23 protein-coding genes and 1 pseudogene are annotated in these 25,072 nt (G+C 61.8%); 11 read left to right on the top strand and 13 right to left on the bottom strand.

The features are described from left to right. Positions 1 to 123 precede the first annotated feature (123 nt). Positions 124 to 576, top strand: a complete 453-nt coding sequence (locus WDX12_RS00750; RefSeq protein WP_320293682.1) for a hypothetical protein — start codon at positions 124 to 126, stop codon at positions 574 to 576. 117 nt (positions 577 to 693) lie between these two features. Here WDX12_RS00750 and WDX12_RS00745 read toward each other — a convergent pair whose 3' ends face one another. The 8 genes from WDX12_RS00745 to WDX12_RS00710 form a co-directional block, all read right to left on the bottom strand. After that, the gene (locus WDX12_RS00745) at positions 694 to 1,302 is read right to left on the bottom strand and encodes a DNA ligase (protein WP_434723597.1); all 609 of its coding nucleotides are present in this window, start codon (positions 1,300 to 1,302) and stop codon (positions 694 to 696) included. Between the two features lie 229 nt (positions 1,303 to 1,531). Next, a complete protein-coding gene (locus WDX12_RS00740; protein ID WP_320293684.1) occupies positions 1,532 to 1,870 on the bottom strand; it encodes a slr1659 superfamily regulator in 339 nt (112 codons plus the stop codon). 18 nt (positions 1,871 to 1,888) lie between these two features. After that, entirely contained in the window at positions 1,889 to 2,449 is a 561-nt protein-coding gene (locus WDX12_RS00735) for a slr1658 superfamily regulator (RefSeq protein ID WP_320293685.1), read from the bottom strand. Between the two features lie 2 nt (positions 2,450 to 2,451). Further along, positions 2,452 to 4,818 carry a SpoIIE family protein phosphatase gene (locus tag WDX12_RS00730; protein WP_434723596.1) on the bottom strand — a complete coding sequence of 789 codons (2,367 nt, stop codon included), beginning with the start codon at positions 4,816 to 4,818 and terminating at the stop codon, positions 2,452 to 2,454. Beyond that, positions 4,815 to 5,993 carry a methyltransferase domain-containing protein gene (locus WDX12_RS00725; protein ID WP_434723595.1) on the bottom strand — a complete coding sequence of 393 codons (1,179 nt, stop codon included), beginning with the start codon at positions 5,991 to 5,993 and terminating at the stop codon, positions 4,815 to 4,817. Before WDX12_RS00725 ends, WDX12_RS00730 begins: the two co-directional genes overlap by 4 nt. A 2-nt stretch (positions 5,994 to 5,995) precedes the next feature. Beyond that, positions 5,996 to 6,511 (bottom strand): ubiquinone biosynthesis methyltransferase UbiE, encoded by a 516-nt coding sequence (locus tag WDX12_RS00720; RefSeq protein ID WP_320293688.1) that lies wholly within the window; start codon positions 6,509 to 6,511, stop codon positions 5,996 to 5,998. A gap of 176 nt (positions 6,512 to 6,687) precedes the next feature. Beyond that, positions 6,688 to 8,337, bottom strand: a complete 1,650-nt coding sequence (locus WDX12_RS00715) for a putative bifunctional diguanylate cyclase/phosphodiesterase (protein ID WP_320293689.1) — start codon at positions 8,335 to 8,337, stop codon at positions 6,688 to 6,690. A gap of 416 nt (positions 8,338 to 8,753) precedes the next feature. Continuing rightward, entirely contained in the window at positions 8,754 to 9,905 is a 1,152-nt protein-coding gene (locus WDX12_RS00710) for a helix-turn-helix domain-containing protein (RefSeq protein WP_434723594.1), read from the bottom strand. A 231-nt stretch (positions 9,906 to 10,136) separates the two neighbouring features. Here WDX12_RS00710 and WDX12_RS00705 point away from each other — a divergent pair, with 231 nt between their 5' ends. Continuing rightward, positions 10,137 to 10,421 (top strand): hypothetical protein, encoded by a 285-nt coding sequence (locus WDX12_RS00705; RefSeq protein ID WP_320293691.1) that lies wholly within the window; start codon positions 10,137 to 10,139, stop codon positions 10,419 to 10,421. A gap of 114 nt (positions 10,422 to 10,535) precedes the next feature. Beyond that, the gene (locus tag WDX12_RS00700) at positions 10,536 to 10,766 is read left to right on the top strand and encodes a hypothetical protein (protein WP_320293692.1); all 231 of its coding nucleotides are present in this window, start codon (positions 10,536 to 10,538) and stop codon (positions 10,764 to 10,766) included. A 47-nt stretch (positions 10,767 to 10,813) separates the two neighbouring features. Here the strand turns inward: WDX12_RS00700 and WDX12_RS00695 are convergent. Together WDX12_RS00695 and WDX12_RS00690 are read right to left on the bottom strand one after the other, a co-directional pair. Further along, positions 10,814 to 11,178, bottom strand: a pseudogene (locus tag WDX12_RS00695) (bifunctional hydroxymethylpyrimidine kinase/phosphomethylpyrimidine kinase). Between the two features lie 146 nt (positions 11,179 to 11,324). Then, positions 11,325 to 11,906, bottom strand: a complete 582-nt coding sequence (locus WDX12_RS00690) for an amino acid synthesis family protein (protein WP_320293694.1) — start codon at positions 11,904 to 11,906, stop codon at positions 11,325 to 11,327. 162 nt (positions 11,907 to 12,068) lie between these two features. Here WDX12_RS00690 and WDX12_RS00685 point away from each other — a divergent pair, with 162 nt between their 5' ends. The 8 genes from WDX12_RS00685 (at position 12,069) to WDX12_RS00650 (ending at position 21,396) form a co-directional block, all read left to right on the top strand. Then, positions 12,069 to 13,862: a helix-turn-helix domain-containing protein gene (locus tag WDX12_RS00685; protein WP_320293695.1), complete on the top strand. Its 1,794-nt coding sequence runs from the start codon at positions 12,069 to 12,071 to the stop codon at positions 13,860 to 13,862. 277 nt (positions 13,863 to 14,139) lie between these two features. Further along, positions 14,140 to 15,117 carry a flavin reductase family protein gene (locus tag WDX12_RS00680; protein ID WP_320293696.1) on the top strand — a complete coding sequence of 326 codons (978 nt, stop codon included), beginning with the start codon at positions 14,140 to 14,142 and terminating at the stop codon, positions 15,115 to 15,117. Between the two features lie 22 nt (positions 15,118 to 15,139). Next, the gene (locus WDX12_RS00675; protein WP_320293697.1) at positions 15,140 to 16,651 is read left to right on the top strand and encodes an aldehyde dehydrogenase; all 1,512 of its coding nucleotides are present in this window, start codon (positions 15,140 to 15,142) and stop codon (positions 16,649 to 16,651) included. Positions 16,652 to 16,683: 32 nt separating this feature from the next. Further along, positions 16,684 to 17,760: an LLM class flavin-dependent oxidoreductase gene (locus WDX12_RS00670; RefSeq protein ID WP_320293698.1), complete on the top strand. Its 1,077-nt coding sequence runs from the start codon at positions 16,684 to 16,686 to the stop codon at positions 17,758 to 17,760. 2 nt (positions 17,761 to 17,762) lie between these two features. Beyond that, on the top strand, positions 17,763 to 18,590 hold the full coding sequence (locus WDX12_RS00665; RefSeq protein WP_320293779.1) for an alpha/beta fold hydrolase: 828 nt from the start codon (positions 17,763 to 17,765) through the stop codon (positions 18,588 to 18,590). 203 nt (positions 18,591 to 18,793) lie between these two features. After that, a complete protein-coding gene (locus WDX12_RS00660) occupies positions 18,794 to 19,627 on the top strand; it encodes a transporter substrate-binding domain-containing protein (protein ID WP_434723593.1) in 834 nt (277 codons plus the stop codon). 54 nt (positions 19,628 to 19,681) lie between these two features. Beyond that, positions 19,682 to 20,656, top strand: a complete 975-nt coding sequence (locus WDX12_RS00655) for an amino acid ABC transporter permease (protein ID WP_434723592.1) — start codon at positions 19,682 to 19,684, stop codon at positions 20,654 to 20,656. Beyond that, positions 20,653 to 21,396 carry an amino acid ABC transporter ATP-binding protein gene (locus tag WDX12_RS00650; RefSeq protein WP_320293701.1) on the top strand — a complete coding sequence of 248 codons (744 nt, stop codon included), beginning with the start codon at positions 20,653 to 20,655 and terminating at the stop codon, positions 21,394 to 21,396. The genes WDX12_RS00655 and WDX12_RS00650 overlap by 4 nt, the downstream gene beginning before the upstream one ends. A 45-nt stretch (positions 21,397 to 21,441) precedes the next feature. On the opposite strand, the gene WDX12_RS00645 is transcribed toward WDX12_RS00650, so the two are convergent. From WDX12_RS00645 to WDX12_RS00635, 3 genes are read right to left on the bottom strand one after another with little or no spacing between them, the layout of a single operon-like run. Further along, positions 21,442 to 22,275 (bottom strand): alpha/beta hydrolase, encoded by an 834-nt coding sequence (locus WDX12_RS00645; protein ID WP_434723591.1) that lies wholly within the window; start codon positions 22,273 to 22,275, stop codon positions 21,442 to 21,444. Beyond that, positions 22,275 to 23,762: an NAD-dependent succinate-semialdehyde dehydrogenase gene (locus WDX12_RS00640; protein WP_434723590.1), complete on the bottom strand. Its 1,488-nt coding sequence runs from the start codon at positions 23,760 to 23,762 to the stop codon at positions 22,275 to 22,277. The genes WDX12_RS00645 and WDX12_RS00640 overlap by 1 nt, the downstream gene beginning before the upstream one ends. Before the next feature lie 15 nt (positions 23,763 to 23,777). After that, positions 23,778 to 25,004 carry an iron-containing alcohol dehydrogenase gene (locus WDX12_RS00635; protein ID WP_434723589.1) on the bottom strand — a complete coding sequence of 409 codons (1,227 nt, stop codon included), beginning with the start codon at positions 25,002 to 25,004 and terminating at the stop codon, positions 23,778 to 23,780. Positions 25,005 to 25,072 lie beyond the last annotated feature (68 nt).

The raw sequence follows: 25,072 nt of genomic DNA, 5'->3' as shown, positions 1-25,072 counted from the left end.
GCATCGGCCGTACGCGGCAGCGAACGCGCGCTGGCGAGACCGGCAGGGGCTGTAGCCGGGAAGGGAGCGCGTCCAGAGGCGGCGGCGCCAAGTTAGATAATGGGACTATCCATCCTGACATGAATGCGCGAGCCGTCATGTTACGATGCCAATGAACACCAACCGGGCTTGCCATCAAATCAAGGGGAGAAAGTCGCCACGTCCAGTATCAACCGCCGCGCCTTGCTCTTCCACTCCAGCAGCGGCATTTTCGCCTCCATGGTGTCGGCAGCGGCTCACGCAGAGCCGCACCGAGAACGAGTAGCGCCCAAACTGCGGGCATTGATTCAGGCGCACGTGACAGCATACGCCGCGTTTGGCAAGGCCGTCCGCGAAATGGGTTGCAGCAGCCGCGACTATGACCAAGCCGACCGAGAGGAGGAGAGGGCGCTGCTAGCTATCTGCGCTTATCCTGCGGTCATCGAAGGCGATCGTCTTGCCAAGGCCCGATATCTTTTAGAGATCGAGGCGCGCGGTGAGCTCGACCTGCCGGAACAAATACAGGCTCTTCTTCGTTCGACGATGTTAAAGACGTGAGATCGGCCGTGCTGATCAGTCCGCCTGGCCCTCCGGATCGTCCGAAGATCGCCGGGCTGGCAAAGCATGCCTAAGCTTGCGGATGTCCGCTTCGCGCCCAAAAGCGGTCGTTGATGCTCAGAAATCGGCTTCCTGGAAATACTTGGCTTTCAGCCATGTGCTCGATGGTCCGCTCCTGTAGTGGCCATCGGCGCGCTTCGAGACAATGTTCTCGAGCTTGGTCTTCGCGACGGCGTGGGAGATCGCCAGCGCGCTGGCCTCGAAATGTTGGCTGTACTGGACTTTGCCAAGGCCCGCCCCAACCAGGCGACACAGCGTCTGCTTGCGCCGCAGCAGGGGCAAGGAGGCCAGATCGCGGCCGTCGAGATGGAGGATGTCGAACGCAACGAACGCCAGCCGGTTCGGCTCGTACCAAATCGCGGCTTCCAGCGCAGCGCAATCGGCGCCGCCCTGCTCACCTGGTACGATGACCTCGCCGTCGATAATGGCAGCCTGGCATGGCAGATCGACAGCCAGCGCGATGGCCCAGTATTTCGCGGTCCAGTCGCGGCCGTTCTTGCTGTAAAGACGTATGCCGCCCTTATCGATGATGACCTGCGTTCGGTAACCGTCAAAATCGATCTCGTGAACCCATCCCTCGTCTTGGGGAGGCTGCTGGACCCGACTCGCTAACTGCGGCGGAATGAACTCCAGCCGGCCGCCATTGAACTTGGCACGCTTACTCAATGACGCCACCTTTGGACCGGGCAGCGACGGCGTATCGGCACAGGCAGCGCCACATCCCCCCAACCTGGACGCCTGCCGCCTGTGCCGAGCCCCCGCCGAGCCGTTGCAAGCATCTTCGATCGCGGCCGGATTGTCGTTAGCCTCGCATCCATTTACTTATCTTGGCGTACATATCTCGCTGGGGACAGCGCTCTGGTTTCGGCCCTTGGTCGGTTTTCGGACGACCGGGTTAGTCCATCAGAAGCACTACAGCAGGATGCAGCTTCTTCAGATTCGGCAATGATTTCGACTGCCAGGGTATGTCGGGCGTTCCACGCACGATGAGTCTAACGTCGGGATGCTTGCGCACCTCGATGGTAAATTTCGCCAGCAGATTGATGCCGGAGGAGTTGAGAAACTGAAGGTCCTTTAAATTGAGCGTGATGGAGGATGGGTTCGAGGCAAGAACGCTGGCCGCCAAGGCCGTGACAGGCGCACCGGCCTCGGAACTGGCAAGCCGCATCGCGCCGTCGAAAAAAATTTCGCTTCCTTCAACCCACACCCGGTAGTCGTCTGTCTTGATTTCCATAATGTGGCTTCGTTTCATCTAGTTTTGCGTTTGCGAGATCGGAATGGAGGCATAGGTTTCCAAGCAAATCCGATCGCTTTCGTCGGCGGAGCTGAATATCCAGGCCAAGCGTGCGCCATAGTCGCTCATCAGCGTCAGCAATCCGAGACCGGAGCCTGCGACGTCGGGGTTCGCAGCATTCGCTTCAATTCGCTGTATCAGCCGATCCCTGGGGTCGCCAACCGTGATGTCCGCCAGGAGACTTTGGAATTCGGACGCGTTCTCGCCGTCGACATCGTTCGAGACTTTGAGCTTGAAGGAGTCCGAATCCATCGACGCCTCGATCACGATTTCGCCCGGCGCGCGAAACTTGACGGCATTTTCAATGAGCTCGTTGACCAGATACCCGATGCTGTGCCGCATCTCCACGTAGTCATTGCGGGACGACTGAAAGCGCAACGCGAAAAGATCGGCGATGAAGTCAGATGTGGTGGCACAATGACGCCAACTCAAATCGAGAGGCCCGTCGAACAGCCGCACCCGACTGATGCTCTCTTTCATCCCGATTGCAATGTCAGGGGTACCGAACAGCGTTGTCATTCCTATGTGCGCCTTATGATCACAAGGGTAATGTCGTCGTGGATCTTCTGGATGCCGATATGAGCCATCAGATCCTCGATGATACCGGCTTTGATTTCCTCCGCGCTCCTGCCGTGACGGTCTTCCACGCTCTGGCGGAGGCGCTCGAACCCGAACATCTTTCTCTCCTGGTCTTCCGCCTCGGTCACGCCGTCGGTGTGCAGCACGATCACGTCGCCGCTCCCGAATGGGATATCGCGCGTGGCAATGAACGGCGAGATGTCATTCTCCAGACCAACCGGCAGACCCAGATCAATCGTATCGATGCGCTCGACTTCCCCATCTGCGCGCATGACCAGCACGTCCTCGTGCTGGCCGGAGAGCGTCACCTGCTCGTCCTCGAAGTCAAGGAAGGCCAGCGAGAGATGCTTATCGGTCTTCGTCCGCTCGATGTTCTTGTAGATCGCTCTGTTCAGCCGATCCAGAAACCGGTGCGGATCCCCCTCGTTGGTCTCCTGCAGCGCGCGTGCGACGGATTGGACCATCAGCATCAGTACACCGCTCTCGAGACCATGGCCTGTCACGTCGCCAATGCCGATCTTGACCCGTGATCCGTTCTGCAGGACGTCGTAGTAGTCCCCACCGACCTCGTCCGCTGGCCGCATATAGGCTGCGATCTCCAGTCCCGGGATCGCTTCGAGTTCGACTGGCTTCGGCAGAACCATCATCTGGATGTGCCTGGCAACCGCGAGCTCGGCACCGAGGCGGACGTTTTCGTCGCGCAGCTTTTCGTTGAGCGCGGATATCTCCTGATTTGCGTCGCCGAGTTCTCTGGTTCGTTCGTCGACGAGCTGCTCGAGGTTTTCAGTGTGAAAGCTGATCTCTTCGGCCATGCGGTTGAACGCAATCCCAGCCGCTCCAACCTCGTCGCGCGTTGGAATGTTAACCCGCACGGAGTAATCCTTGGACTGCAGTCGCTGAGCGGCGCTGGCAAGCGCCCTCAGGCCCGCGGTGATCCGCTTGGAAATTCCGAGCACGGCCGCAAAGACGATCAGAAGCGAAACGATGATCGCGCCTATCTGAAAGAGCAGGATACGGTTGGTCGCGCGCGAAATGCTCTCCTGTGCGGCGAACAGGGACGCGTAGATCTCTCGTTCGGGAACGACGATGCCGACCGACATGGCTTCGGACTTGATCGGCCCCGAACTCCATAGATTGGTCGGCTTCAATCCCTTGAGGACTACAATGTAGGGAACGCGTTCGCCGTTGTTGTCGAGCGTAATGTGCTGAATGACACCATCATTGTTCCGGTCCAGGGGCAGCGACGCGATGGCCGGCTGCGTGCTTCCCCGCAGGGACCTCTCCAGGCCGGTCACGCCCTGCGTGCCGGCATCGCTCGATGACCTCAGGCCGATAATCGCCTGGCCCGACGGATTGATCGCGACCACGTTCCCAGTCGACATCGTCAGGAAGCCGAAGCCGGTATCGGCGATCTTCACGCGCTCGACGACTTCCGCAAGCTGGTCGAGGGTTATATCCGCCCCCGCCGTACCGGCGATGCCGGTGCGATCGCGCGTCCATAGCGGGTGGAAGAAGCTGACGATCAGCTTGCCGGTGATGGCATCGGTGTAGGGTGCCGTCTGGGTAATATCGTCAGGGACCGGGCGGGAAGCCGGATCCCTGGCCCATTGCTGCCAGGACCCATAGATCCCTGGAAAGAAGAACTCCCAGAACTCCGCCTTGTTGTGGCCTGGATAGAGCCGGTCGAAGGTCTGTGCCTGGTCCGTATACGGCACCGTCCTGAAGATTGGTCGCTCTTTCGGGCCGATGTAGTACATCTGCAGCTTGGACGGTCCGCTCGCCATGAGAGTCGGCGCGACGAGATCGATCACGGTACTGTCTTCTATCTCTTTTTGAACGCCTGGCAGCGGAGTGTGGTCGGCGCTCAGCAGGTAGCCCCAGACGCTGATCACAGAAGGCGCGCCCGGCAGGTTCTGCGCCCAATTCCCCTTCGCGTCGTAGACGACCTTCACGGAACCCGGCTCTTCATGCGCAAGCGTCGTTCCGACCTGTTGCTGTCTCGCCGGATCGTCGATCTGGGCCTGCAGCACGCCGGCGAGCGCTTTCACGTCGCCATGAACCCGATCAAGCAGCAGGTCCACACTCGACGCCGTCGAGTCGGCATAGGAACGAATGTATTCCTGGTTCGCGGTCGTCAGGCCTTCACCGACCTCCGACGTTGCATCGCGCGACAGCTTTTGGACATTCCAAAGCGCCAGCCCACCGCTCAGTAGGAGGTCGAACAGCACGGCGCCGCCAACGACCAATACAAATTTCGCCCGAAAGGAGCGCAGGCCGAAACGCGGCGTCTGCTCATTGTCGGCTTTCATTGTGGTCTTCGCCCCGAGGCCACCCAGATCGGCCAGCCCGCGTAACCCTTGGGGTGAAGCGCAGCGAAAATGTGGTCCTGGAAGCCCCGCCGGAACCGTGCGACGAATTCCGGGTCATCGCCGCGTCTGGCCGCCATCTCGCCCGCATAGACATCCGCCCAGGCCGCGATGACATCGGCGAAGTCCTGCGGATCGCCGTCCAGGTTGGTGACCATGAAGGTTTCGACCCGTATATCTTCGAATCCGGCTTCGACCAGGTATCGCCGACTCTTCGGTCCAAGCTCGACGTCCATCTCAAAGTGCGCAAACAGCTTCGCCACCTCGTTGTAGGTCCAGCGAATGCTTTCGGCGCGAGGCTCGCCAAGGCAATGCGAATTCTTCTCGTTGGTGATGTAGACCCGGCCGCCCGGTTTGCAGATGCGATAGAGTTCCTTGAGGATGAGTTCGGGTCGGTTGAAGATCTGAAGGGAATGCCGGCAGGTGACCAAGTCGAACTGCGCTTCGTCGAGCAGCATTTCCGACGCATCGCCATAGGTATATTCGATGCCGCGGATATCGAACTCCTGCATCACCTGTCGGGCATAGGCGAGGCTGGACATGGAGTGGTCCAGGGCGACGATCCGCGATGGCTGGAATTCCTTCTGCACAAGCACGGCGAAATCACCGATCCCGCAACAGATGTCGGCCATGACGATGCCGGGTTTCATGCCGTGTCGCGGCAAGATTGCGCGCTCGTGGCGCCAGGTCATCTTTGTCTGCGTACGCAGGATGGGAACGAAGCCGCCTTCCTCGAGGAAGCCCTGCCCCGGATAGAATTGGGTGTCGTACTCCGCGACCTCTATGTTCGGCTCGATCGCGTTCAAGTGACCAAATTTCCGTGACGTCCATCCAACGACGCTTGAGGTGACGACGACGAATTTCAAATCCGGTCGAGCGCGGCAGGTGTCAAGAATGATCCTCGAAAAGGCATGAAATGCAGCGTTGTTCATCTGCGTCAGGCGTCTGACATTGATGTAAAGAACGCCGCGCACACGGCCGATCGCATCGCGGAGCAAGGCTATGCTGGGCGCAAGCTCATCGATCGCCTGGGGCCGGACGACCCCCGATATGGAGAACTCCTGATTGTTGGCGTCGTAATGCGCCTTGAAACGCGGGAGGAGGCTGTCGGGGCGCAATTTTATAAGCCCTCAAGCGGAATATCCACGACAAGCTTGATCGCATCGCCGTCGGCTTCCTCTACCTTGAGTGTCGCGTCGTAGTCGACGGCCAGTTCGAGGAGCAGGATCTCCCGAGTGGGCGCTAGATCCCCGGATACGGAGTTGAGATATCGCTCCCTGGCTTCGGACCCCGCGACCTGCGCCACGGCTTCCTCGTAGAACCGGCGTTCCTCCGGCACGCATGGAAATGTCAGCTCGATCCTGTCCGTCGCGCCTTGACGGGACACCCTGCATGCCAGTTCGCCGTCGGTATGGCGCGTGCGAAAGGCGACCTCCAGCAATTCGTTGAAGGCGGAGGAAAAGAGATTTGAGTGGCGGACCGAATCGGACCTGTTTTGCCCGATCATCCGGGCCATATAGGTCGAGACATAGTCGCAGTGCCTCCAGGTGGAGACAAAAGCGTTCATTTCCATGTCGATCTGGATCATCGGCTCGAAGGTCGGCTCGCCGGCCAGGTCGTGATGAACAGCTCCCATCGGCATCCTCCCTATTCATCCGTATTCGAGCACTGATGCGGCGACAGCCTCCGAGGCGGAAGACTTCGCTGCGGCCCTTGGATGAACCAGTCTCGCACTGACGTTAGAATTGCGCGGTATCTACCTCGAACGTTTCTACAAATCTCGACTTCATCGTTAACAAAGGGTGCAAGGCGCTATAGCGCCCGATTTGATTCCTCCATTGCCCGCAGCACCTTCCGCGGCGACCGCCTGATGAAATCCCTGGTTGGCTCGGCTCCGAGCGGCAGTCCCAGGAAATTGCCTTGCAGGCAATCGCAATTCTCGTTGATCAGCCACCGCGCCTGGCCTGACGTCTCCACCCCCTCGGCGGTGACGCTTATTCCCAGGCCGTGCGCCAGATTTATGATCGATCGCACGATCGTCTGGCTTTTGAGATCCGTCTCCAAGTCCGCGATGAAGTACTGATCGATCTTCAAGGTGTCGAAGGGAAAGTTCTTAAGGTAGCTCAGCGACGAATAGTAGGTGCCGAAATCGTCTAGCGAAATTCGTATTCCCAGCACATTCAGCGTATTCAACGTATCGATATTGTCGACCGTCTTCTCGAGAAGCACCGTTTCGGTTATCTCAAGCTCAAGCCGCTCGGCCCGGATTCCAACGGCGTCGATGATCTGAGCGACAGTGTCGGTCAGCGAACCGCTAAGGAACTGAGCCGGCGACAGGTTAACCGCGACCGTAAGCGAGGAAGGCCACGTCAACGCCTGGCGACAGGCTTCCTCAATCACCCATCGTCCAATCTCGTCCATCAGCCCGTCGGCTTCGGCGATCGGTATGAACACGCCGGGCCGAATGATCCCGACCTCGGGGTGCCGCCACCGCAGCAGCGCTTCAAAACCGATCACCAACGAAGGCGGCCGAATGAGCGGCTGATATTCAAGGTAGAGCTCGTCCCGTTCCAGCGCCGTTCGAAGGCTGCGCCGCAGATTCTCGCGTTGCTCGAGCAAGAGCAGCATCGAACGGTTGAACGTTCGAGCGCAACCGCGCCCATCCGTCTTGGCTGCGTAAAGAGCAATGTCGGCGGCTTTCATCAGCTGTTCGCCATCGGTCCCGTGCTCCGGCCCGAACGCAATTCCGATGCTCGAGCCGACGAAGACGGGAATGCCGTTGATGACGAACGGCTCCTTGAACGCATCCACCAGCGATCCGGCGAGGCGCTCTGCTTCCTCGGGCTGCGCCTTTCCCAATTGGATGACAGCGAACTCATCGCCGGCATACCGATACGCCGATTCGCCGTCCCGCAGCGCGTCGCGGATTCGGCCTGCTGCGAGTTGAAGGAGCGTGTCGCCCGCTCCATGGCCGAGCGTGTCGTTGACCGCCTTGAAGTCGTCGAGGTCGATTTGCAGCAGGGCAGCTTTCGGCTTTGATCCGCCGACGGCGGTCAGCGCCTGCTGCAGCCGCTCGCCGAAACGCCGCCTGTTCTCCAGCCCGGTCAGCACGTCGTGCGTCGCCTGATGGAGCAGAATTACATGTTCCTGCTCCTCCGCCGCACTCCGCCTGCCATGCTGCCGCGATTCGATGATGCCTACACCATTTGCAGAGCCGAAGACGAAAACGGACCGGGGAGCCTCGCCTGACGATCGCGGCAATTCAATGTTTGCCGGAGAGCCGCCCTGGAACACACGAAGAAATTCGTCGCGACACCTCGCATCGAGGAAGCCAGGGTAGACCTCCCAAATGGCGGCACCCGGCGTCACTGCGCCTCCGCAGATGTCTTTGAGACTGGCTGCGTAGTGCGTCAGGCGGAAGTCGCGGTCATAGAACGATACGAGATCGGCGGTGTTCGACAAGAGGTCGGCGAGAAGCGATTCGTCGGCACGTGGGGCGCTAGCGGGTGCCCCCTTACTCTCCTTGCCGGCGCCTGACGCCTTTGGATGCAAGTGTCACCTCCATAGGCGGTGTCAATGTGCGTCCCCCAGTCTAGAAATAGCATGACTGTCGAACTTGGCAAACTTTCAACGCGCGTTCTCAACAAGCGGCATGCGCGACGCAGTTACGATGTAAGCTCCGCAGTGATTGGCGTTGTATTATCGACAATGGTTAATAGTCACAGTTCGTTGACAACCGGAATTGCCGCAAATTTGGCCATTCTAAAGAGCGCACGTCGGACGTGATTCAAAATATTGTGATTCGTAAGGCGGGACTGCCTGCGCGCGCCGGCAAGCCTGTTTCGAGCGCGCCATCCCAGCCATCGCCCAATCCCGAATCAACTGCCGAGCGCCTTTAGCCAACCTTCAAAGGATGGGGCCTTCTCATGTTCGACAGGCGAGACAGAGGAGGTGGGGTGGGGCAACCCCGTGGAACTTCGGACCTCGCGCGGGCTGTAACCGAATTCCTTGCTGAATGCCCGGCTGAAATTGGCCCCCGAACTAAACCCCACGGCTTCCGCAATATCGGCAATGCGCCGGCTGTCCGCCGAATCGCTAAGCGCAACATGGGCGGCCAGAAGTCGGCGACTTTGTATGTAGTGGAGAACACCACCGCTCGGTTCGAACAACTGATAGAGACGAGAGCGCGATACGCCGAGCGCCCGGCACATCGAATCCGGGGTCAGATGAGCCGCATCCAGATTGTTGTGGACGTATCGGCGCGCTCGCTCCATCAGCGCGACGCTCGCCAATTGTTCGGTGGCTGCCGATTGGTCCGCCTGGGGCGAGAGGCAGGCAGTGATCATGCTGCGTGTTGCGTGCACGATACGAGGCAGATCATCAGCCGTGAGACTGCTCAGCCTGGCTTCGATGCTGTTGACGTAGTCGAGCAAGAGGTTGGCAAAGTTGCCGGACAGAATTGAATTGTTCTTTGCGTCCAGGGTCGCCGTCGCCTGGGCGAACAGATCACGCGGCAAATAGACAAACAGGCTTTCGGATTCCGTTGTCCTGCCGCGAAACGGGTAGCCAAGCGATCTGATCTCCAATTTGCCCGGCTGGTTTTCCGCAACGCGGCGATCGACCTCCGTCCACGACCGGCCATTCCGTAGCAAGGCGATATACCAGTGATCGATCGAGCTGGACCGAAGCTTTGCGGAAGAACGCAGATAGCTATGCGCCGGCGCGCGCTGTTGGACAATCAGCATGCCACCGAGGTTCCAGGTCACATGGTCAGCGGGAAAGCCATCTTCGCGCGATTTGTCATCCGCCAACTTGACCTCGACAAGCGGTGCCATGAGTGCCTGCCAGGCGGCGAACTGATCCGGCGGCGCCAGTTCGCGCGTTGAAAACGCCAAGGGTTTGAGCGCCGGCGGAAGTGAGGTTGCAACCTCACGGTCTGCTTCGTCAGGTTGAGCTTCGCGCGGCCAACGACGTCGATCACGTTCCGGCGACTGCCGCGCACGCGCCTCGTCCTGTTTCTTAGCGTCCATCGCAGGGTGCCATATCCGAATCCGGTATGCCCGCGCCCATCCTCAATCATGTGGTGTGCGCCAGGCATCTGGCAAGACCGGTGGGGCTGGAGTCCACAGAAGCTGTCCCATGCTGGGTGGCAGTAAGAAATGCATTCCGAGATAAGTTTCTGGATGCGGAGCTAACGACACTCTTCAACCTCGTGCGTATAGAATCTGGCACCGTGAAAGCGTAGTTGAGGAGACCACGAAATGAACGCAAAGCTGAAAGGAGAAGCTCGCCGGAAGATCATTCTCGATGGGTACTTTAACAACGAACCCTTGAAAGATATTGCGGCAAAGCTCGGATGCTCGCTGGCGAGTTTGAAAGTCAGCGCCAGCAAACTCGGCTGCACCAGAACCCCAAAAGAGGCGGCGGATTTCCGGCGGGGTTTTCACGTACCGGAAAACAAGCGGCAAGACTATTACCAACTGATGACATCCGGGCAATACAGATCTCGCGAGTGCGCCCAGATTCTAGGAATACTAATACCATAGTCGTGATGTATTGATTAGTACGGCAATAAGATTGCGAGCAATACCATCGCTCGAGCTTCAGTGATACAAGCCCGCCGCAAAGCACGGACGGCGGACCCTGAAAGGTTCGCTCAAATGCTGCGTCAGCGTTTCAATCGCACCTGTCTTAGCCCTCTCGATCTGGCTGTTTGCGAACGCGTCTTCAATCAGGTTTGCGCGGATGAACGGCTCGATCCCTTGGACCCGGACGCCGAAATTCTGGCGGTGATGGTTGTGGCAATTTATCGAAATGCTCACACCAGCGAACGCGAACTGCTGGAGGCGGTCAGATCTCGCCGGCAAAAGAACGCGGGAACCCCGCAATAGTGCATGTCGCCGAGGACGCGCGCTATGAATAGTCCGGCAGCCGCAAGTTATTCGATTGAGCTCTTCAAGAACTGCTCGAACACAAATCGTTTGCTGTCTCGCACGCTGCTTTCAATCGACTTCGCCTTGGCCTGATGCGCGGCGATCGCGCTGGCCAGCATGCAGCCCGTCCCGCGCATCGAACCGGCAAGCCGGAGCATGTCGAAACGAACCGGTTCCCCGTCGGATGTCAACAGCATGTCTGTTGATGTTGCCCCCGCCGCATGTCCGCCCTTGATGAGCAGGGCCGCGGCCCGGCCGCAAGCAATCGCCTTCCCTGCCGCAGCACTTCTTCGTCGTTGACGGCCAATTCCGAGCCGGCCAGCACCGCCAGTTCAATGAGATTCGGCGTGATCAGACGGCAAAGCGGCATGAGATCACGCTTCATGACTTCGACAGCATTCGGTTCCACCAGATCGGACATGGCTTCTCTGCGCCTCAATCTCGGCCGTTGAAGCCGGCTTGCATGTTCCTGAAGCGGACATCATCAACAACAAAGCGAACGTGTCGCGTACAACGTTATCCAGCGGTCTCCTGCTCCATCTCTTTCATGTCCTGAAAACGGTCGGCAATCCGCGGGTGGACGCGGCCGCCGTCGGCGGCGCCGATGGCCACGACGATCTCGTCGGCGGCCGGGCCGTCGGCTATCTGGAAATTGGCGGTGATGAAATGCGAGCGGCGGCCGTTCTCGCTCTTGTGCATCATCGGCAGCGACAGCAGGGCGCCCGGCGCGTTGCGCGTGTTGCAGAATTCGAGATAGGTCGTGCCGCCGACCGCGTCGCGGAAGACATTGCCGAAGCGCAGCGTGTGGATCATGGCCGAGGCGTGCTCGATCTCGCCTGCCACCCCAACGGCCGCGGCCTTGCCATAGCTCTCGATACGCTCTGCCGGCATAAGGCCGAGTAGGCGGTGCGTAAGCTCATGCCCCAGCCGAGGTGCGATGGCCACGATCTCCGGCCGTAAATTCTCGACGAAGCCGCGCCCGGCCCATGGATTGCGCAGGACGGCGGCAACGACGATCGATGTTACCGGCCTGGCACCCGCCTTGCCGCCTTCGATGCGCACTTCCTCGATGAAGGTGCAGACTTTTCGCAATTCCATGATTTTGGGCCCCGTTGGTGGAAGTCCAGCCTAGTAAGGCCCAAGGGACTGGTATTCCTCCGGTTCGTAGGAAGAATCGGCGTGCACCCCGCTTGGAAGCGGTGTAGCGTTCGTATATCCGCGAGGGCTTAATTTAGCTCTTCGCGAGGCGGAAGACCGGGCGTGGACCACGAGTCGCAAATTCTCTCTTTGCGGGACGCCGCCAGCCTTATCAATTCGGGTGGCGATCTCCAGTCCGTGCTGCGCGACCTCGTGCTGGCAGCCTGCCGTCATGCCAAATGGACCCTGGGCTCGATCATGAGCATCGATGCACCGCATGGCCACGCCTATGTCATCGTGCGCCACGACCCGACGCTCATTCAACGTACATTGCCGGACCGCTGGGAACTTGCGACCAGTCCGTCGATCGTCGCGCTCAATCGCAACGAGCCCGTCTATATCAGGGACGCGCGTGTATCCGAGGAGTTTCCCGGCTATCGCCGCGAGGCGTTCGAGCGCGACTATCGCAGCGTTCTCGTCATGCCGATGAACTGCGTCGACGAGGACGGCCGGCCGATGGTGCTGACGGTGGTCTCGCGCGAAATCACCGAGGTGAGCGCCGAGGATATCGCCTTCATCGGCATGATCGTGCATCTCGGCGAGATCGCGGTGGAGAAGCAGCATCGCCTGCGTCAGGAGAAGCAGGCCGGCGAGCGACTGCAGCGTGCCCTGCTGGCGCACACCACGCTTTTGCAGCAGGCGCTGTCGGAAGGGGCAGTTGCCGCGCTCGCCGACAAGGTCGGCGAGCTCTTACCCAATCCGGTCGTGGTCATCGATTTCCACGCCAATCTGATCGTCGCCGGTCGCTCGCCGAGCGAAGCGCACTTCGATGCAGCGTCCTGGCAGCAGGCCGTGGCCGGTCCGCTCAACCGGCAGATCGTCAAGGTCGCGCGCGGTGCGCCCGAAGCGCGCCAGAACGAGACGCTGTTCGTCGACGACGGCAAGCACCGGCTCAGGCTTTCGGTGCGTATCGAGCCGCTTACCATCGATGACGAAGTGGTTGGCGCGCTGATGATTTTTCCGACGCCGCAGCAGTCCGGCCAACTCGACCAGATGCTGCTGGACAGCGCCAAATTCGCGCTCAGCGTGCAGATGATGCGCAGCTTCGTCCGCTTCCGCTTCGAGACCAGGTCGCTGACCGAGCTTTTCCTGGAGGTCGTGGAGCGCCGCTGGCGCGATGAGGCCGATATCGTCAACCGCGCCCGCCGCTTGGGCGTCGACCTGACGGCGCCGCAAAGGCTGATCGTCGTCGACTACGCCGATGCGGCGAAGGACGGCAGCGGCGCCGATCCGCATCATGCCCTGGTCCGGCTGCTGGAACAGACAGGCGTGGCCGGCACCGTTATCGCCGTTGAAGGCGGCCTTGTCTGTCTCGTCGCAGACGATATCGGGCAGGACGGCATACGCGTGGGGAAGTTGCTCAACAAAATAGCCTCAGAGCTTGGCCGCTATTTCGAGCGTGAGCCGGCGATCCTGGGTTCTGAAGTGTGCACCTCGCTGGCCGATTATCCGACCGCGTGGGACCGTTGCCGCCGCATGATCCGCATCGGCCGTTCCTTCGGACGCACCGGCGTCTTCGCCGGCCAGGACTTCGGTCCGCTGCCGATGCTGGTCGCCGCCGCCGACGTGCCCGACGTGCGCAACTTCGTCGACAAAAGCGTCGGCGCGCTGATCGCGCATGACCGCGAGCACGGCACGCCCTATCTGGACACCCTGTTCGCCTATCTGCGCGAAGGCTGCCGCAGCCAGGCCTGCGCCGACGCCATCGGGCTGCATGTCACCACCTTGCGCTATCGCCTGTCACGCATGGAGGAGCTGTTCGGGATCAAGCTCGACACGCCCGAACAACGCTTCGCGGTCGAGCTGGCAATCCGCCTCAGCGGCATCATCGACAGCCGCGTGCCGGCAGCCCGCTAAAGCGCGTCGCGCTGAACCGGATTCAGGCGACGCGCTTTAAGTCTTTGTTTTGATGCATGTCGTTGTCCCAGAACCGCTGCACACTTCTGGGCGACATGCATTAAACCACTCCATCTCAAGATCGCTGCCGCCACATCGCATCCGCGCCGGGCACGGGCTCGTCGCGCTCGTGCTTGCTCGGGATGGCAGCAGCCTGTCGCGAAGTCTTTCCTACAGATCGGAGGAAGAACCGGTGCCGGCACCTGCCTAGCTTCCATCCCGCACAATGGAGGAAGCAATGGCGGACGCGGTGGCACAAAGGACGATCGACCCGATCGCTTTGCGTCGTGCCTTCGGCACCTTCGTCACCGGGGTTACCGTCATCACCACGCGCGATCGCGACGGCAATCCGCGTGGCATGACCGCCAATTCCTTCACCTCAGTTTCGCTCGACCCGCCGCTGCTCCTGGTCTGCGTCGGCAAGTCGGCGGCGAGCTTTCCGGCCTTCAACGAAACTCAGTCCTTCGCGGTCAATTTCCTGCATGAGGGGCAGGTGGATGTCTCGTCGGCGTTCGCCTCGAAGTCGGCCGACAAATTCCAGTCGGTCAAACATGACCGCGCGCACACCGGCGCGCCGGTCCTCACCGACAGCCTGACTTGGTTCGACTGCACCGTTCACAACCGCATCGAGGCCGGCGATCACATCATCCTGATCGGCCGGGTCCAGGCCTTCGGAACCAGCCCGTCGGCGCCGCTCGGCTTCTGCCGCGGCCGCTACGCCAGCGTGAAGGATCCGCTGCCGGCCGGTTGGCTGGCCTCGCAGGACATGATCATCGGCTATCTGGTCGAAGCGGGGAACCGCATCCTTCTGCGCGGCGACGGCAAGGGCGGCTGGGTGCTGCCGACCGCGCAGCGCCGCAAGGCCGACAGCCGGCTCGTCCTCGATGGAGGCGAGGCGTTGAGCCTCGTTCCTGAAAACACCTTCCTCTATTCGGTGTTCGACGTCGCCGATAGCGATCCCGGCTACCTGATCTACCGCGCCGAGCTCAACCGTGAGAGCACTGAAGCCGCACTGCCGGACGGTCACGCCTTCTTTGCCGTCGATGCGCTGCCCTACGAAAAGATCACCACGCACGAGCTGCGCGCCATGCTGCGCCGCTATGCGCGCGAGCGCCAGGACAAGCGCTTCGGCATCTACATGGACACCGGCGACGGCGGCCGCGTCGCCATGATCGACGGCCAGTCGCAATCGTGGACGCAGGCCGCGTCCGAATGATGATCCACGCAGGACTGACAGCATGAAAACGACGGTCGGATCGCTCGAAGGCTCACGCCAGGACCTGTTCATCGACGGCGCGTTCGTAGCGCCGAAGCAGGGGCAATATATCGACAGCTTCGACCCGACTACCGGCAAGCCCTGGTACCAGTTTGCCGAGGCCGACGCCGAGGATGTTGGGGCGGCCGTCGAGGCAGCTCGAGCCGCGTTCGTCAATCCGGCCTGGCGGCGCATGACCCAGACCGACCGCGGCAAGCTCGTCCGCCGGCTGGCGGAGCTGGTGCTGGAGCACGCCGACGAGCTCGCGCTGATCGAGACGCGCGACAATGGCAAGCTGCTCAAGGAAATGCGGGCACAGATGCGCGCCATGCCCGACAGCTACACCTATTTCGCCGGCATGGCCGACAAGCTGCTCGGCGACACCATTCCCGTCAACAAGCTCGACATGCTGAATTTCAATCTGCGCGAGCCGATCGGCGTTGTCGGCATGATCACGCCGTGGAATTCGCCGCTGATGCTGCTCACCGGCACGCTGGCGCCATGCCTGGCGCTCGGCAACACGGTGGTCGTCAAGCCGTCCGAGCACGCCTCGGCTTCGACGCTCGCCCTGGCCGAGTTGATCATGGAGGCCGGGTTTCCCGCCGGCGTCGTCAACGTGGTGACCGGCACCGGCGCCGTGGCGGGCGACGCGCTGACCCGGCATCCAGGCATCGCCAAATTCGTCTTCACCGGCTCGACCGGAACCGGGCGCCGGATTGCCGCCAACGCGGCGGAGAACCTCATCCCCTGTTCGATGGAGCTCGGCGGCAAGTCACCCCATGTCGTCTTCGGCGACGTCGATATCGAGCATGCCGTCAACGGCGTCGTGTCCGGTGTCTTCGCGGCCGCGGGCCAGACCTGCGTCGCCGGCTCGCGTTGCTTTGTCGAGGCGAGCGCCTATGACCGCTTCGTCGAGGCGCTGGTCGAGCGCACCCGTCGCGTTCGGGTCGGGTTGCCGATGCAGGAGGACACCGACATCGGCCCGCTGGCGCTGTCGGCGCAGCTTGCCAAGGTGGAAACCTATGTCGCCTCGGGCGTGCGCCAGGGCGCCCGGATCGCGGCCGGCGGCAAGCGGCCGCAGGCGGACGAGCTCGCGGGCGGCTGGTATTTCGAACCGACCGTCATGACCGATGCCGACAACGGCATGGAGTTCATGCAGGAGGAGCTGTTCGGTCCCGTCGTCGGCGTCATTCCGTTCTCGTCGGAAGACGAGATGATCCGGCTCGCCAACGACACACGCTATGGGCTCGCCTCCGGCATTTGGACACGCGATATCAACCGCGCCCTGCGCTTCGCCAGGAATGTCGAGGCCGGCACGGTCTGGATCAACACCTATCGCGCGTCCTCCTTCATGTCCGCCAATGGCGGCTTCAAGGAGAGCGGCTACGGGCGGCGCGGCGGCTTCGACGCCATGGAGGAGTTCTCGCGCTTGAAGAACGTCGTCATCGACTATTCGGGCGCCATGCAGGACCCGTTCGTCATCCGCCTTCGCTGACCATAACCCGACGCAACGACCGGGAGACCGACATGAAATTCGCCGTATCGCTGACCATGGAGCGCTTCTCGCCCGACATCCCGATGGAAAGGGTGAAGAGCAATCTGCTGGAACTCGCGCGCATGGCCGACGAGGGCGGCTTCGAGACGCTATGGACAGCGGAGCACCACACGATCGAATGCACGATCTCGCCCAATCCGCTGATGACGCTCACCTGGCTGGCTCAGCACACCGAGCAGATAAGGCTCGGCACCTCGACGCTGGTCGCGCCCTATTGGAGCCCGATCCGGCTGGCGGGCGAGGCCGCGCTTTGCGACCACCTGACCGGCGGGCGGCTGGAGTTCGGCATCGCGCGCGGTTCCTACCAGTATGAGTTCGACCGCATGGCAGGCGGCATGCCGCAGCAGGAAGGCGTCGCCTATCTGAAGGAACTGGTTCCGGCCGTGAAGAAACTGTGGGCCGAGGATTATGCCCATGACGGGCACTATTGGAAGTTTCCTTTAGCCGCCGGTGTGCCGAAGCCGCTGCAGAGGCCGCATCCGCCGGTCTGGGTCGCGGCGCGCGATCCCGGCACATTCGATTGGGCGGTCGGCATCGGCGCCTCGATCCTGTCGACGCCCTTGTCGGCGCCGGCGGCCGAGATCGCTGTGCTCGGCGAGAAATTCCGCAAGGCCGTCGCCGATCATCCGGAGGTGCCACGTCCGCGCCTGATGATGCAGCGCCGGACCTGCGTCTACGAACGGGAACAGGATTGGGAGGTGGCGGTTGGGCATGCCATCGACTACGGCCGCGCCTTCGAGAACTTGTTCCAGAACATAGGCACTGTGAACAACGGCTTCCCCGAAGCGGTGCCCTACGAGAGCGTCAAGGGTAAGGACAACTACAATCCCGAAAACATCCGTCGCAACCTCATGTTCGGCACGCCGGACGAGGTGATCGAGAAACTGCTCGACTATGAGGCGGCGGGCGTCGATCAATATTGCCTCGGCCTCACGTTCAACCTGCCGTTCGAACTGCAGAAGAAGACGATCAAGCTGTGGGTCGACGAGGTGATGCCGATCTTTGCCGCGCGCGAGCGCGACAAGGCGCGCCAGGCAGCGAGGGCGTGACCATGGCGCGCTCGGGCCAGCTCGACGTCGAAGGCGTGCTGCTCAACTGGCGTCTCGAGGGCGAGGGCGGCGTGCCGCTGGTCTGCATCCACGGCGTCGGTTCCTATCTCGAAGCCTGGAATGGCGTGGCCGACCGGTTGAAGAACCACTTCGCGGTGCTCACCTTCGACCTGCGCGGCCATGGCCGCTCCAGCCGGGTCAAGGGCCGCTACGAGATCGACGATTTCGTCGGCGAGACGCTGGCGCTGGCCGATCATCTGGGGTTTTCGACTTTCAATCTGGCCGGGTTTTCGCTGGGTGGCCTTATCGCGCAGCGGCTTGCGCTGACGCATGCCGAGCGGCTGGAAAAACTGGTGCTTTTGTCGACCGTCGCCGGCCGTACGCCCGAGGAGCGGCAGGCGGTGCGCGGCCGGCTGGCGGCGCTGATGGCGAGCGACGCCTCGGCGCATCACGCCGCCTCGCTGTCGCGCTGGCTGACGGAGGATTTCCAGGACCGGAACCCGGAGATCATCGCCGAGCTGCGCGGGCGCGACGCCGAGAACGACCGTGACTGTTATGCCGCCGCCTACCGGGTTCTGGCCGAAACCGATTTCGGCGGCATCCTCGATCGCATCACCTGCCCGACGCTGATCGTGACCGGCGAGGACGACCAGGGCTCCAGCCCGCGCATGGCGCGGCTGATGCACGAACAGGTGCAGGGTTCCGAGCTCGCCATCCTGCCCGGGCTTCGCCATTCGATCCTGATCGAGGCACCGGCCCAAGTTGCCGCCGTGATGGGCGACTTCCTGTCGGGCGCCGGTCGGACGAAGGGAGTTGCCTCTCATGGCTGACAGCGCCGGCTTTCCCTGTGATCGGGGGAAGGGGAACGGCAAACATCCTCCGCGGCATCGGAAGACTGGAGCGGCCAGCCCGTCGCTAAATCCGCATGCTTTTTGGGGGAGCACGCCGGCCCGGCCAGCACGAAATTGCGGGTCATGACCAGACAGAAAGATCGTGACCGCATGGAACTGAACAACAACAGGGGAATAGAGACATGACATTCTGGAACAGACGACAGCTGACGATGGCCGCTGTGGCGCTTGCGCTTGGCGCATATCCCGCCCACGCCGGGGCTGTGCTCGACCGCGTGACTTCAGCCGGCACGCTCAAGGTTGCGACAGACGCTAATTGGGCGCCGCAATCCTTCATGAATGCCAACAATGAGCTCGACGGTTTCGACGTCGACGTCGCCAAGGAGATCGGCAAGCATCTCGGCGTCAAAGTCGAGTTCGTCACACCCGGCTGGGACATCATCACGGCAGGCAACTGGGCGGGGCGCTGGGACATGCATGTCGGTTCAATGACGCCGACCAAGAAGCGCGCCGAGATCTTCGATTTCCCGGCAGTATACTACTACACGCCGGCGGCGGTCGCCGTGCACAAGGACAGCAAGGCCAAGACGCTTGCCGACCTCGACGGCAAGGTGGTTGGCGCCACCAGCACCTCCACCTTCGAAGCCTATGCCAAGAAGGAACTGACGCTCGACGCCGCCGGCGCGCCGCCATTCGAGTACAAGCTCAACCCGAAGGAAGTGCATTCCTACGAGAACTCGACCACCGCCTTCGACGACCTGCGCCTCGGCGACGGCGTGCGGCTGGACGCGGTGGTTTCCTCGCTTCCGTCGATCCTCGATGCGGTGAAGGCCGGCTATCCGATCAAGCAGGTCGGCGAGCCGGTGTTCTACGAGCCGCTGGCGATCGCCATCGAGCATGGCGATCCGGAACTGTCGGCCAAGATCGCCGACGCCGTGAAGGCGATGAAGGCGGACGGCACGCTGAGCAAGCTTTCGGAGAAATGGTACGGCCAGGATTATTCGAAGACGAACTAGTCCCTCCAAGGGCGGCCTGCCATTGGCGGGCCGCCGAACCGCCGGTGCTCAAATATGCTCTACCCGGATACCGTCGAGGCCGAAGTCCTCGTTCACAAGCCCTGGTTCGTGGCGACAATGTTCGGCGTCGTCCTGCTGGTGTTCATGGCCTTCAACCTGTCTGGCACCGGCTTCGCCGAACTGATGCGTCCGGTGATCGGCGAGCCCTCGACGAGCGGCCTTTACGGACGCTTCGCCATCGGCTTTGCGATTGCGGTGATTTTCACACTGAACGTCGTGCTGATCGGTTTCGCGCCGCTTAAGTTGCAGATCGGCATCGTATGGCTCGAACTGCTGCTCCTGTTCATCGCCTTCTTCGAGACGTTTCACCTCAGCCTGCCTTTCATCCGCGAGAAGCTTCCGTTCCTGATCAGCCAGGGCGTGGTAACCACGTTCTACGTCTCGGCGATCTCCATCGTCATCGCTTCGGTCATCGCGGTGGCGGGCGCGGTCGCCAAGCTCTCCAGCAACGGTTTCGCCTACGCGATCGCCAGCTTCTACACCTCCTTCTTTCGCGGCCTGCCGCTGCTGATGCAAGTCTATCTGATCTATCTCGGGCTGCCGCAGCTCGGCTTCGTCATCAATGCCGTGCCCGCTGGCATCCTGGCGCTGTCGCTCTGCTACGGCGCCTACATGACCGAGATTTTTCGCTCCGGCATCCAGAGCATCGATCGCGGCCAGTGGGAGGCTTCGCGCTCGATGGGATTCGGCTTCGCCTTGACCATGCGCCGCATCATCCTGCCGCAGGCATTGCCGGTCATCATTCCGCCGACCGGCAACCAGTTCATCTCGATGCTGAAGGATTCCTCACTGGTCTCCGTCATCGGCGTGTGGGAGCTGATGTTCCTCGCGCGCACGCTCGGTCAGAAGACCTTCCAGCACATGGAAATGCTGATCTCGGCCGCCATGATCTACTGGGTGCTGTCGATCTGCCTCGAGCTGATCCAGTCCCGCATCGAACGGCACTATGCCAGGAGCAAGGTGCGATGAGTGTTCAAGCCATCATTGAAGCTAAGGCCGTTTCAAAATGGTACGGCCAGTTCCACGCGCTGAAGGACATCAACCTCACTGTGCACAAGGGCGAGCGCATCGTCATCTGCGGGCCGTCCGGCTCGGGCAAGTCGACATTGATCCGCTGCTTCAACCGCCTTGAAGCGCATCAGGAAGGCGACATCGTCATCAACGGTATTGCCCTGCATGGCAAGATGAACAACGTCGCTGCCGTGCGCTCCAACGTCGGCATGGTCTTCCAGCACTTCAACCTGTTCCCGCATATGACGGTGCTGATGAACTGCATGGCCGGACCGATGTGGGTCAAGGGGGTGTCCGCCGCGGAGGCGCGCAAGACCGCTCTCCAGTTCCTGGAACGGGTCCGCATTCCCGAGCAGGCGAACAAGTTCCCGGTCCAGCTTTCCGGCGGCCAGCAGCAGCGCGTGGCGATCGCCCGCAGCCTGTGCATGAAACCCGATGTCATGCTGTTCGACGAGCCGACCTCAGCTCTTGACCCGGAAATGGTCTCGGAGGTGCTGGAGACGATGACCGGACTGGCCCGCGACGGCATGACCATGGTGTGCGTGACGCATGAAATGGGCTTTGCCCGCGCCGTGGCCGACCGTGTCATCTTCATGGACGCCGGACAGATCGTCGAAGAGGGCACGCCAGACGAGTTTTTCGCCCGCCCGCGGCATGCTCGGACGAAGCTGTTCCTCAGCCAGATCCTGAAGCATTAGCGACGCGCTTTAGGCAGGGTTGCGCGGTTAGAAGCGTTAGTTCCGTTATTGATTGATACTTTCGATCAGCTCCGCCAACTTGGCGCCGGCACGAGTGCTCGTAAGTCCGAGGTCGCGCACACTGCTCATGTGGTTGGCGTTCGGAAGGCTACAGATCGACACGGCCAGTTTCTGTTGGGAAAAATGTTCGGCCATTGCCTGAGCTTGGGCTTGAAATGGGAGTGTTTCCGTGGCGCCGAAAAGAATTTCGACCGCCACCGTGCTGTCGAACCGATGGGTGACTGGGGAGAACCGGGCCACTTCATCGTCGGTGATCGCGATCTCTGCAGCGAGGAAGGAGTCTTGCAGCGGCTTCAAGTCATAGAGTCCTCCGAGCAGCAGCGCGGCTCTGACGCCAGACAGGCGGTCAGGATCGTTGAAGAGCATTGTCGCGATATGTGCCCCGGCAGAGTGGCCGCTAACTGTGAACTGGCCGGCGTTGCCGCCGTAGCTGGCAATATTCTGCTCTATCCAATGCCGCGCACGGCGCACCTGGTCGACAATCGTCGCCATTCTGACGGTCGGCATGAGCGCATAGTCGACAATGGCTGCTATCGCGCCGGCGGCCGTCACCGTGTCGGCGATATAGGAATAATCGCGTTTGGAAAACATGCGCCAATAGCCGCCGTGAATGAACATGTGCACCGGCAGTCCGTGCCGTTCTCCTTGCGGAAAAAACAGGTCGAGGGTTTCGGTATGCGCAGCACCGTAAGCGACGTCAGCGACCATCGGGATGTTGTGCCTCGTCTTAGCGCTGCGCTGAACGATGTCCGCGACGATCTCGTCGAACTCTGCGACGTGATCACGAATGCGGAACGGATCTTTCGGCGTCTGGCTCATCAGATCGTCACGGCGATGTATTTCGCCTCCATGAACTCGGCAATGCCGTGCTTCTGGCCGCCTTCACGTCCGAGCCCGCTCTGTTTGACGCCGCCGAAGGGCGCGGCGGGGTCCGACATCAGGCCGCGATTGAGCGCGATCATGCCGGACTCGATCCTGGAAGCAACCCGCATGCCCTTGGCCAAGTCCCGGGTGTAGATGTAGGCGGCGAGACCGTACTCGGTGTCGTTGGCCCGAGCGATGGCCTCCGCCTCATTCTCGAATCGGCTGATGGGGGCCACCGGCCCGAAGATCTCCTCATGCGCCATTTCTGAATCCGAAGGGACGTCGGCGAGCACCGTCGGCGGATAGAAGAACCCCCTGTCCGCCGGCGCCTCGCCGCCGCACAGGACCTTGGCGCCCCGCGTCACCGCGTCCTGGACAAGGCGGTCGATCTTGGCGACAGCTTTCCTGCTGATCATCGGACCACATTCCGTATCGGCCTCCGTGCCCGGGCCGACACGCAGCGCCGCCATGCGTCTGCGCAGGCCCTCGGCGAAAGCGTCATGGATGCCGGCCTGGACATAGAGCCGATTGGCCGCCGTGCAGGCCTCGCCGGCATTGCGCATCTTGGCGATCATGGCGCCGTCGAGGGCGGCTTCCAGATCGGCGTCGTCAAAGACGATGAACGGCGCGTTGCCGCCAAGCTCCATGGAACAGGAGATGACATGCTTCGCGGCCTCGGCCAGGAGCAATCGCCCGATACCGGTCGAGCCGGTGAACGACAACTTGCGCACGCGCGCATCGGCCAACATGGCCGCGGTCAGCGGTCCAGGATCGGACGTGGTGATGACGTTGACGACGCCGGGCGGCACGCCTGCCTCTTCGTAGAGCGCCGCAAGCGCATAAGCTGTCAGCGGCGTCTCGCTGGCAGGCTTCAGGATCACAGTGCAACCCGCTGCGAGCGCCGGCGCGATCTTGCGCGTCGCCATGGCGGCAGGGAAATTCCACGGCGTGATCAGAACGCAAATGCCGATGGGCTGGTAGTCCACCACGATCCGGTTTGCGCCTGACGGCGCAAGATTGTACTCGCCGCTGATGCGAACCGCTTCCTCCGCATACCAACGAAAGAACTCGGCCGCGTATGCGACTTCGCCGCGCGCATCGCGCAGGGTTTTGCCGTTCTCCAGGGAGATCAGCGCGGCCAAGGTCTCAGCGCGTTCGGTCATCAGCTCGAAGCAGCGCCGCAGGATCTCGGAGCGGCGACGCGGCGGGGTTCCGCGCCACGCTTCGGCCGCGGCTGCGGCCGCTTCCACCGCGTCGGCGGCGTCGCCGAGCGTCGCGTCCGGCACCGCCGCAATCACGGCTTCGGTCGAAGGGTCAACCACTTCGATGACACGGCCGTCGGACGCCGGCCGCCACTTGCCGCCGATATAGAGGCCGTGGGCGAAGGTGATGTAGTCGGACATATCTTGATCCTGGTCGAATTGGTCTTGGAGGATGTTCATGGATTTGGCTCCAGCTCACACGGTGCCGGGGTTCGATTGGCCATCATAGGCTGCCCTGACCAGGCTGCGCATCGAGGCAATGTCGAAGGGTCGCGGATTGTTCTTGATCAGCCGGTCTATGCCCAGCGCCTGCTCGGCCGTCCAGTCGATCTTGTCCTCGGCAAGCCCCAGTTCGGCCAGCGTCACGGTGATGCCGATGGCCCGGAAAAGGCGGGCAATCTCAGCGATGGTCGCGCGGGCCAGGCTCTGGGCATCATGGCCTTGGCCGGACAGGCCAAGGGCAATGCCGATCTCGCCAATCTCCGCCGCCGCGACGGGAAGATTGTAACGCATCACATAGGGAAGCATGGTGGCGACGCCGAGCCCATGCGGGGTGTGGGTCAGCGCGCCGACCGGATACTGCACGGCGTGGGCGGCAGCGGTTCCGGCGGTGCCGAAAGCGCAGCCCGCGGCGAGCGCGCCCATCATGACGTCGGCGCGTGCCGATTCATCTGAGCCGTCGCGGCAAGCGGTTTCCAGGCTGCGGCCCAGCAGCTTGATCGCCAAAAGCGCGAAATGATCCGTCAATGCGCTCTTGCCGATGAAAACGTGTTTCTGCGGCAGGTCGGCATCGGTGCCGCGTTTTGAAGCGGTGAACGCTTCGATGGCATGGGTCAGGGCGTCGGCACCGGCGATGGCGGTGAGTGAAGGCGGGCACGTTGCGGTCAGGTCGGGGTCGCAAAGCGCCACAGCAGCGATCAGATGCGGGCTCGAGATGCCGACTTTGAGCGTCCGGTCCGGATCGGAGATCACCGCGACCGGGGTGACTTCCGAGCCCGTGCCGGCTGTCGTCGGCACGGCGATGACGGGGAGGGTGGGTCCAGGGACCTTGAACTCACCATAATAGTCCTGGAGCTGGCCGCCGTGGCTGAGAAGCAGCGCGGCGCATTTGGCCATGTCGAGGCAACTGCCGCCACCGATGCCGATGACCATGTCCGGCTTGAACGCCTTCGCCTCGGCGACGCAGGTCGCCACGATGTCGCGCGGCACATCGGGCAAGGTCCTGTCATAAACCAGTGTCTCGACCGAGGCGGTTTTGAAGCCGGCGAGGATCTCGACGAATTCAGCCGTCTTTGACAGGCGCTCGTCCGTGCAGATGAAGGCGCGACCGCCGTGGCGTGCCGCGATCGCCGGCAGCGCATGGCGCTGGCCTTTGCCGAACAGGATTTCGCGCGGAAGGCGCGCGGCTGCAAACAAGGTCATGGATCAAGATCTTTCAAACAAAACTGATTGGCCAAGCGCCGTGTTCGTCGCCGAACCCGGCTTGGCGA

Origin of the sequence: Mesorhizobium sp. RIZ17, from assembly GCF_051127865.1 — a bacterium.
Classification (GTDB): domain Bacteria; phylum Pseudomonadota; class Alphaproteobacteria; order Rhizobiales; family Rhizobiaceae; genus Mesorhizobium; species Mesorhizobium humile.
Note: the sequence above shows the minus strand (reverse complement) of the source record. Positions and strands in the feature narration are given on the sequence as shown.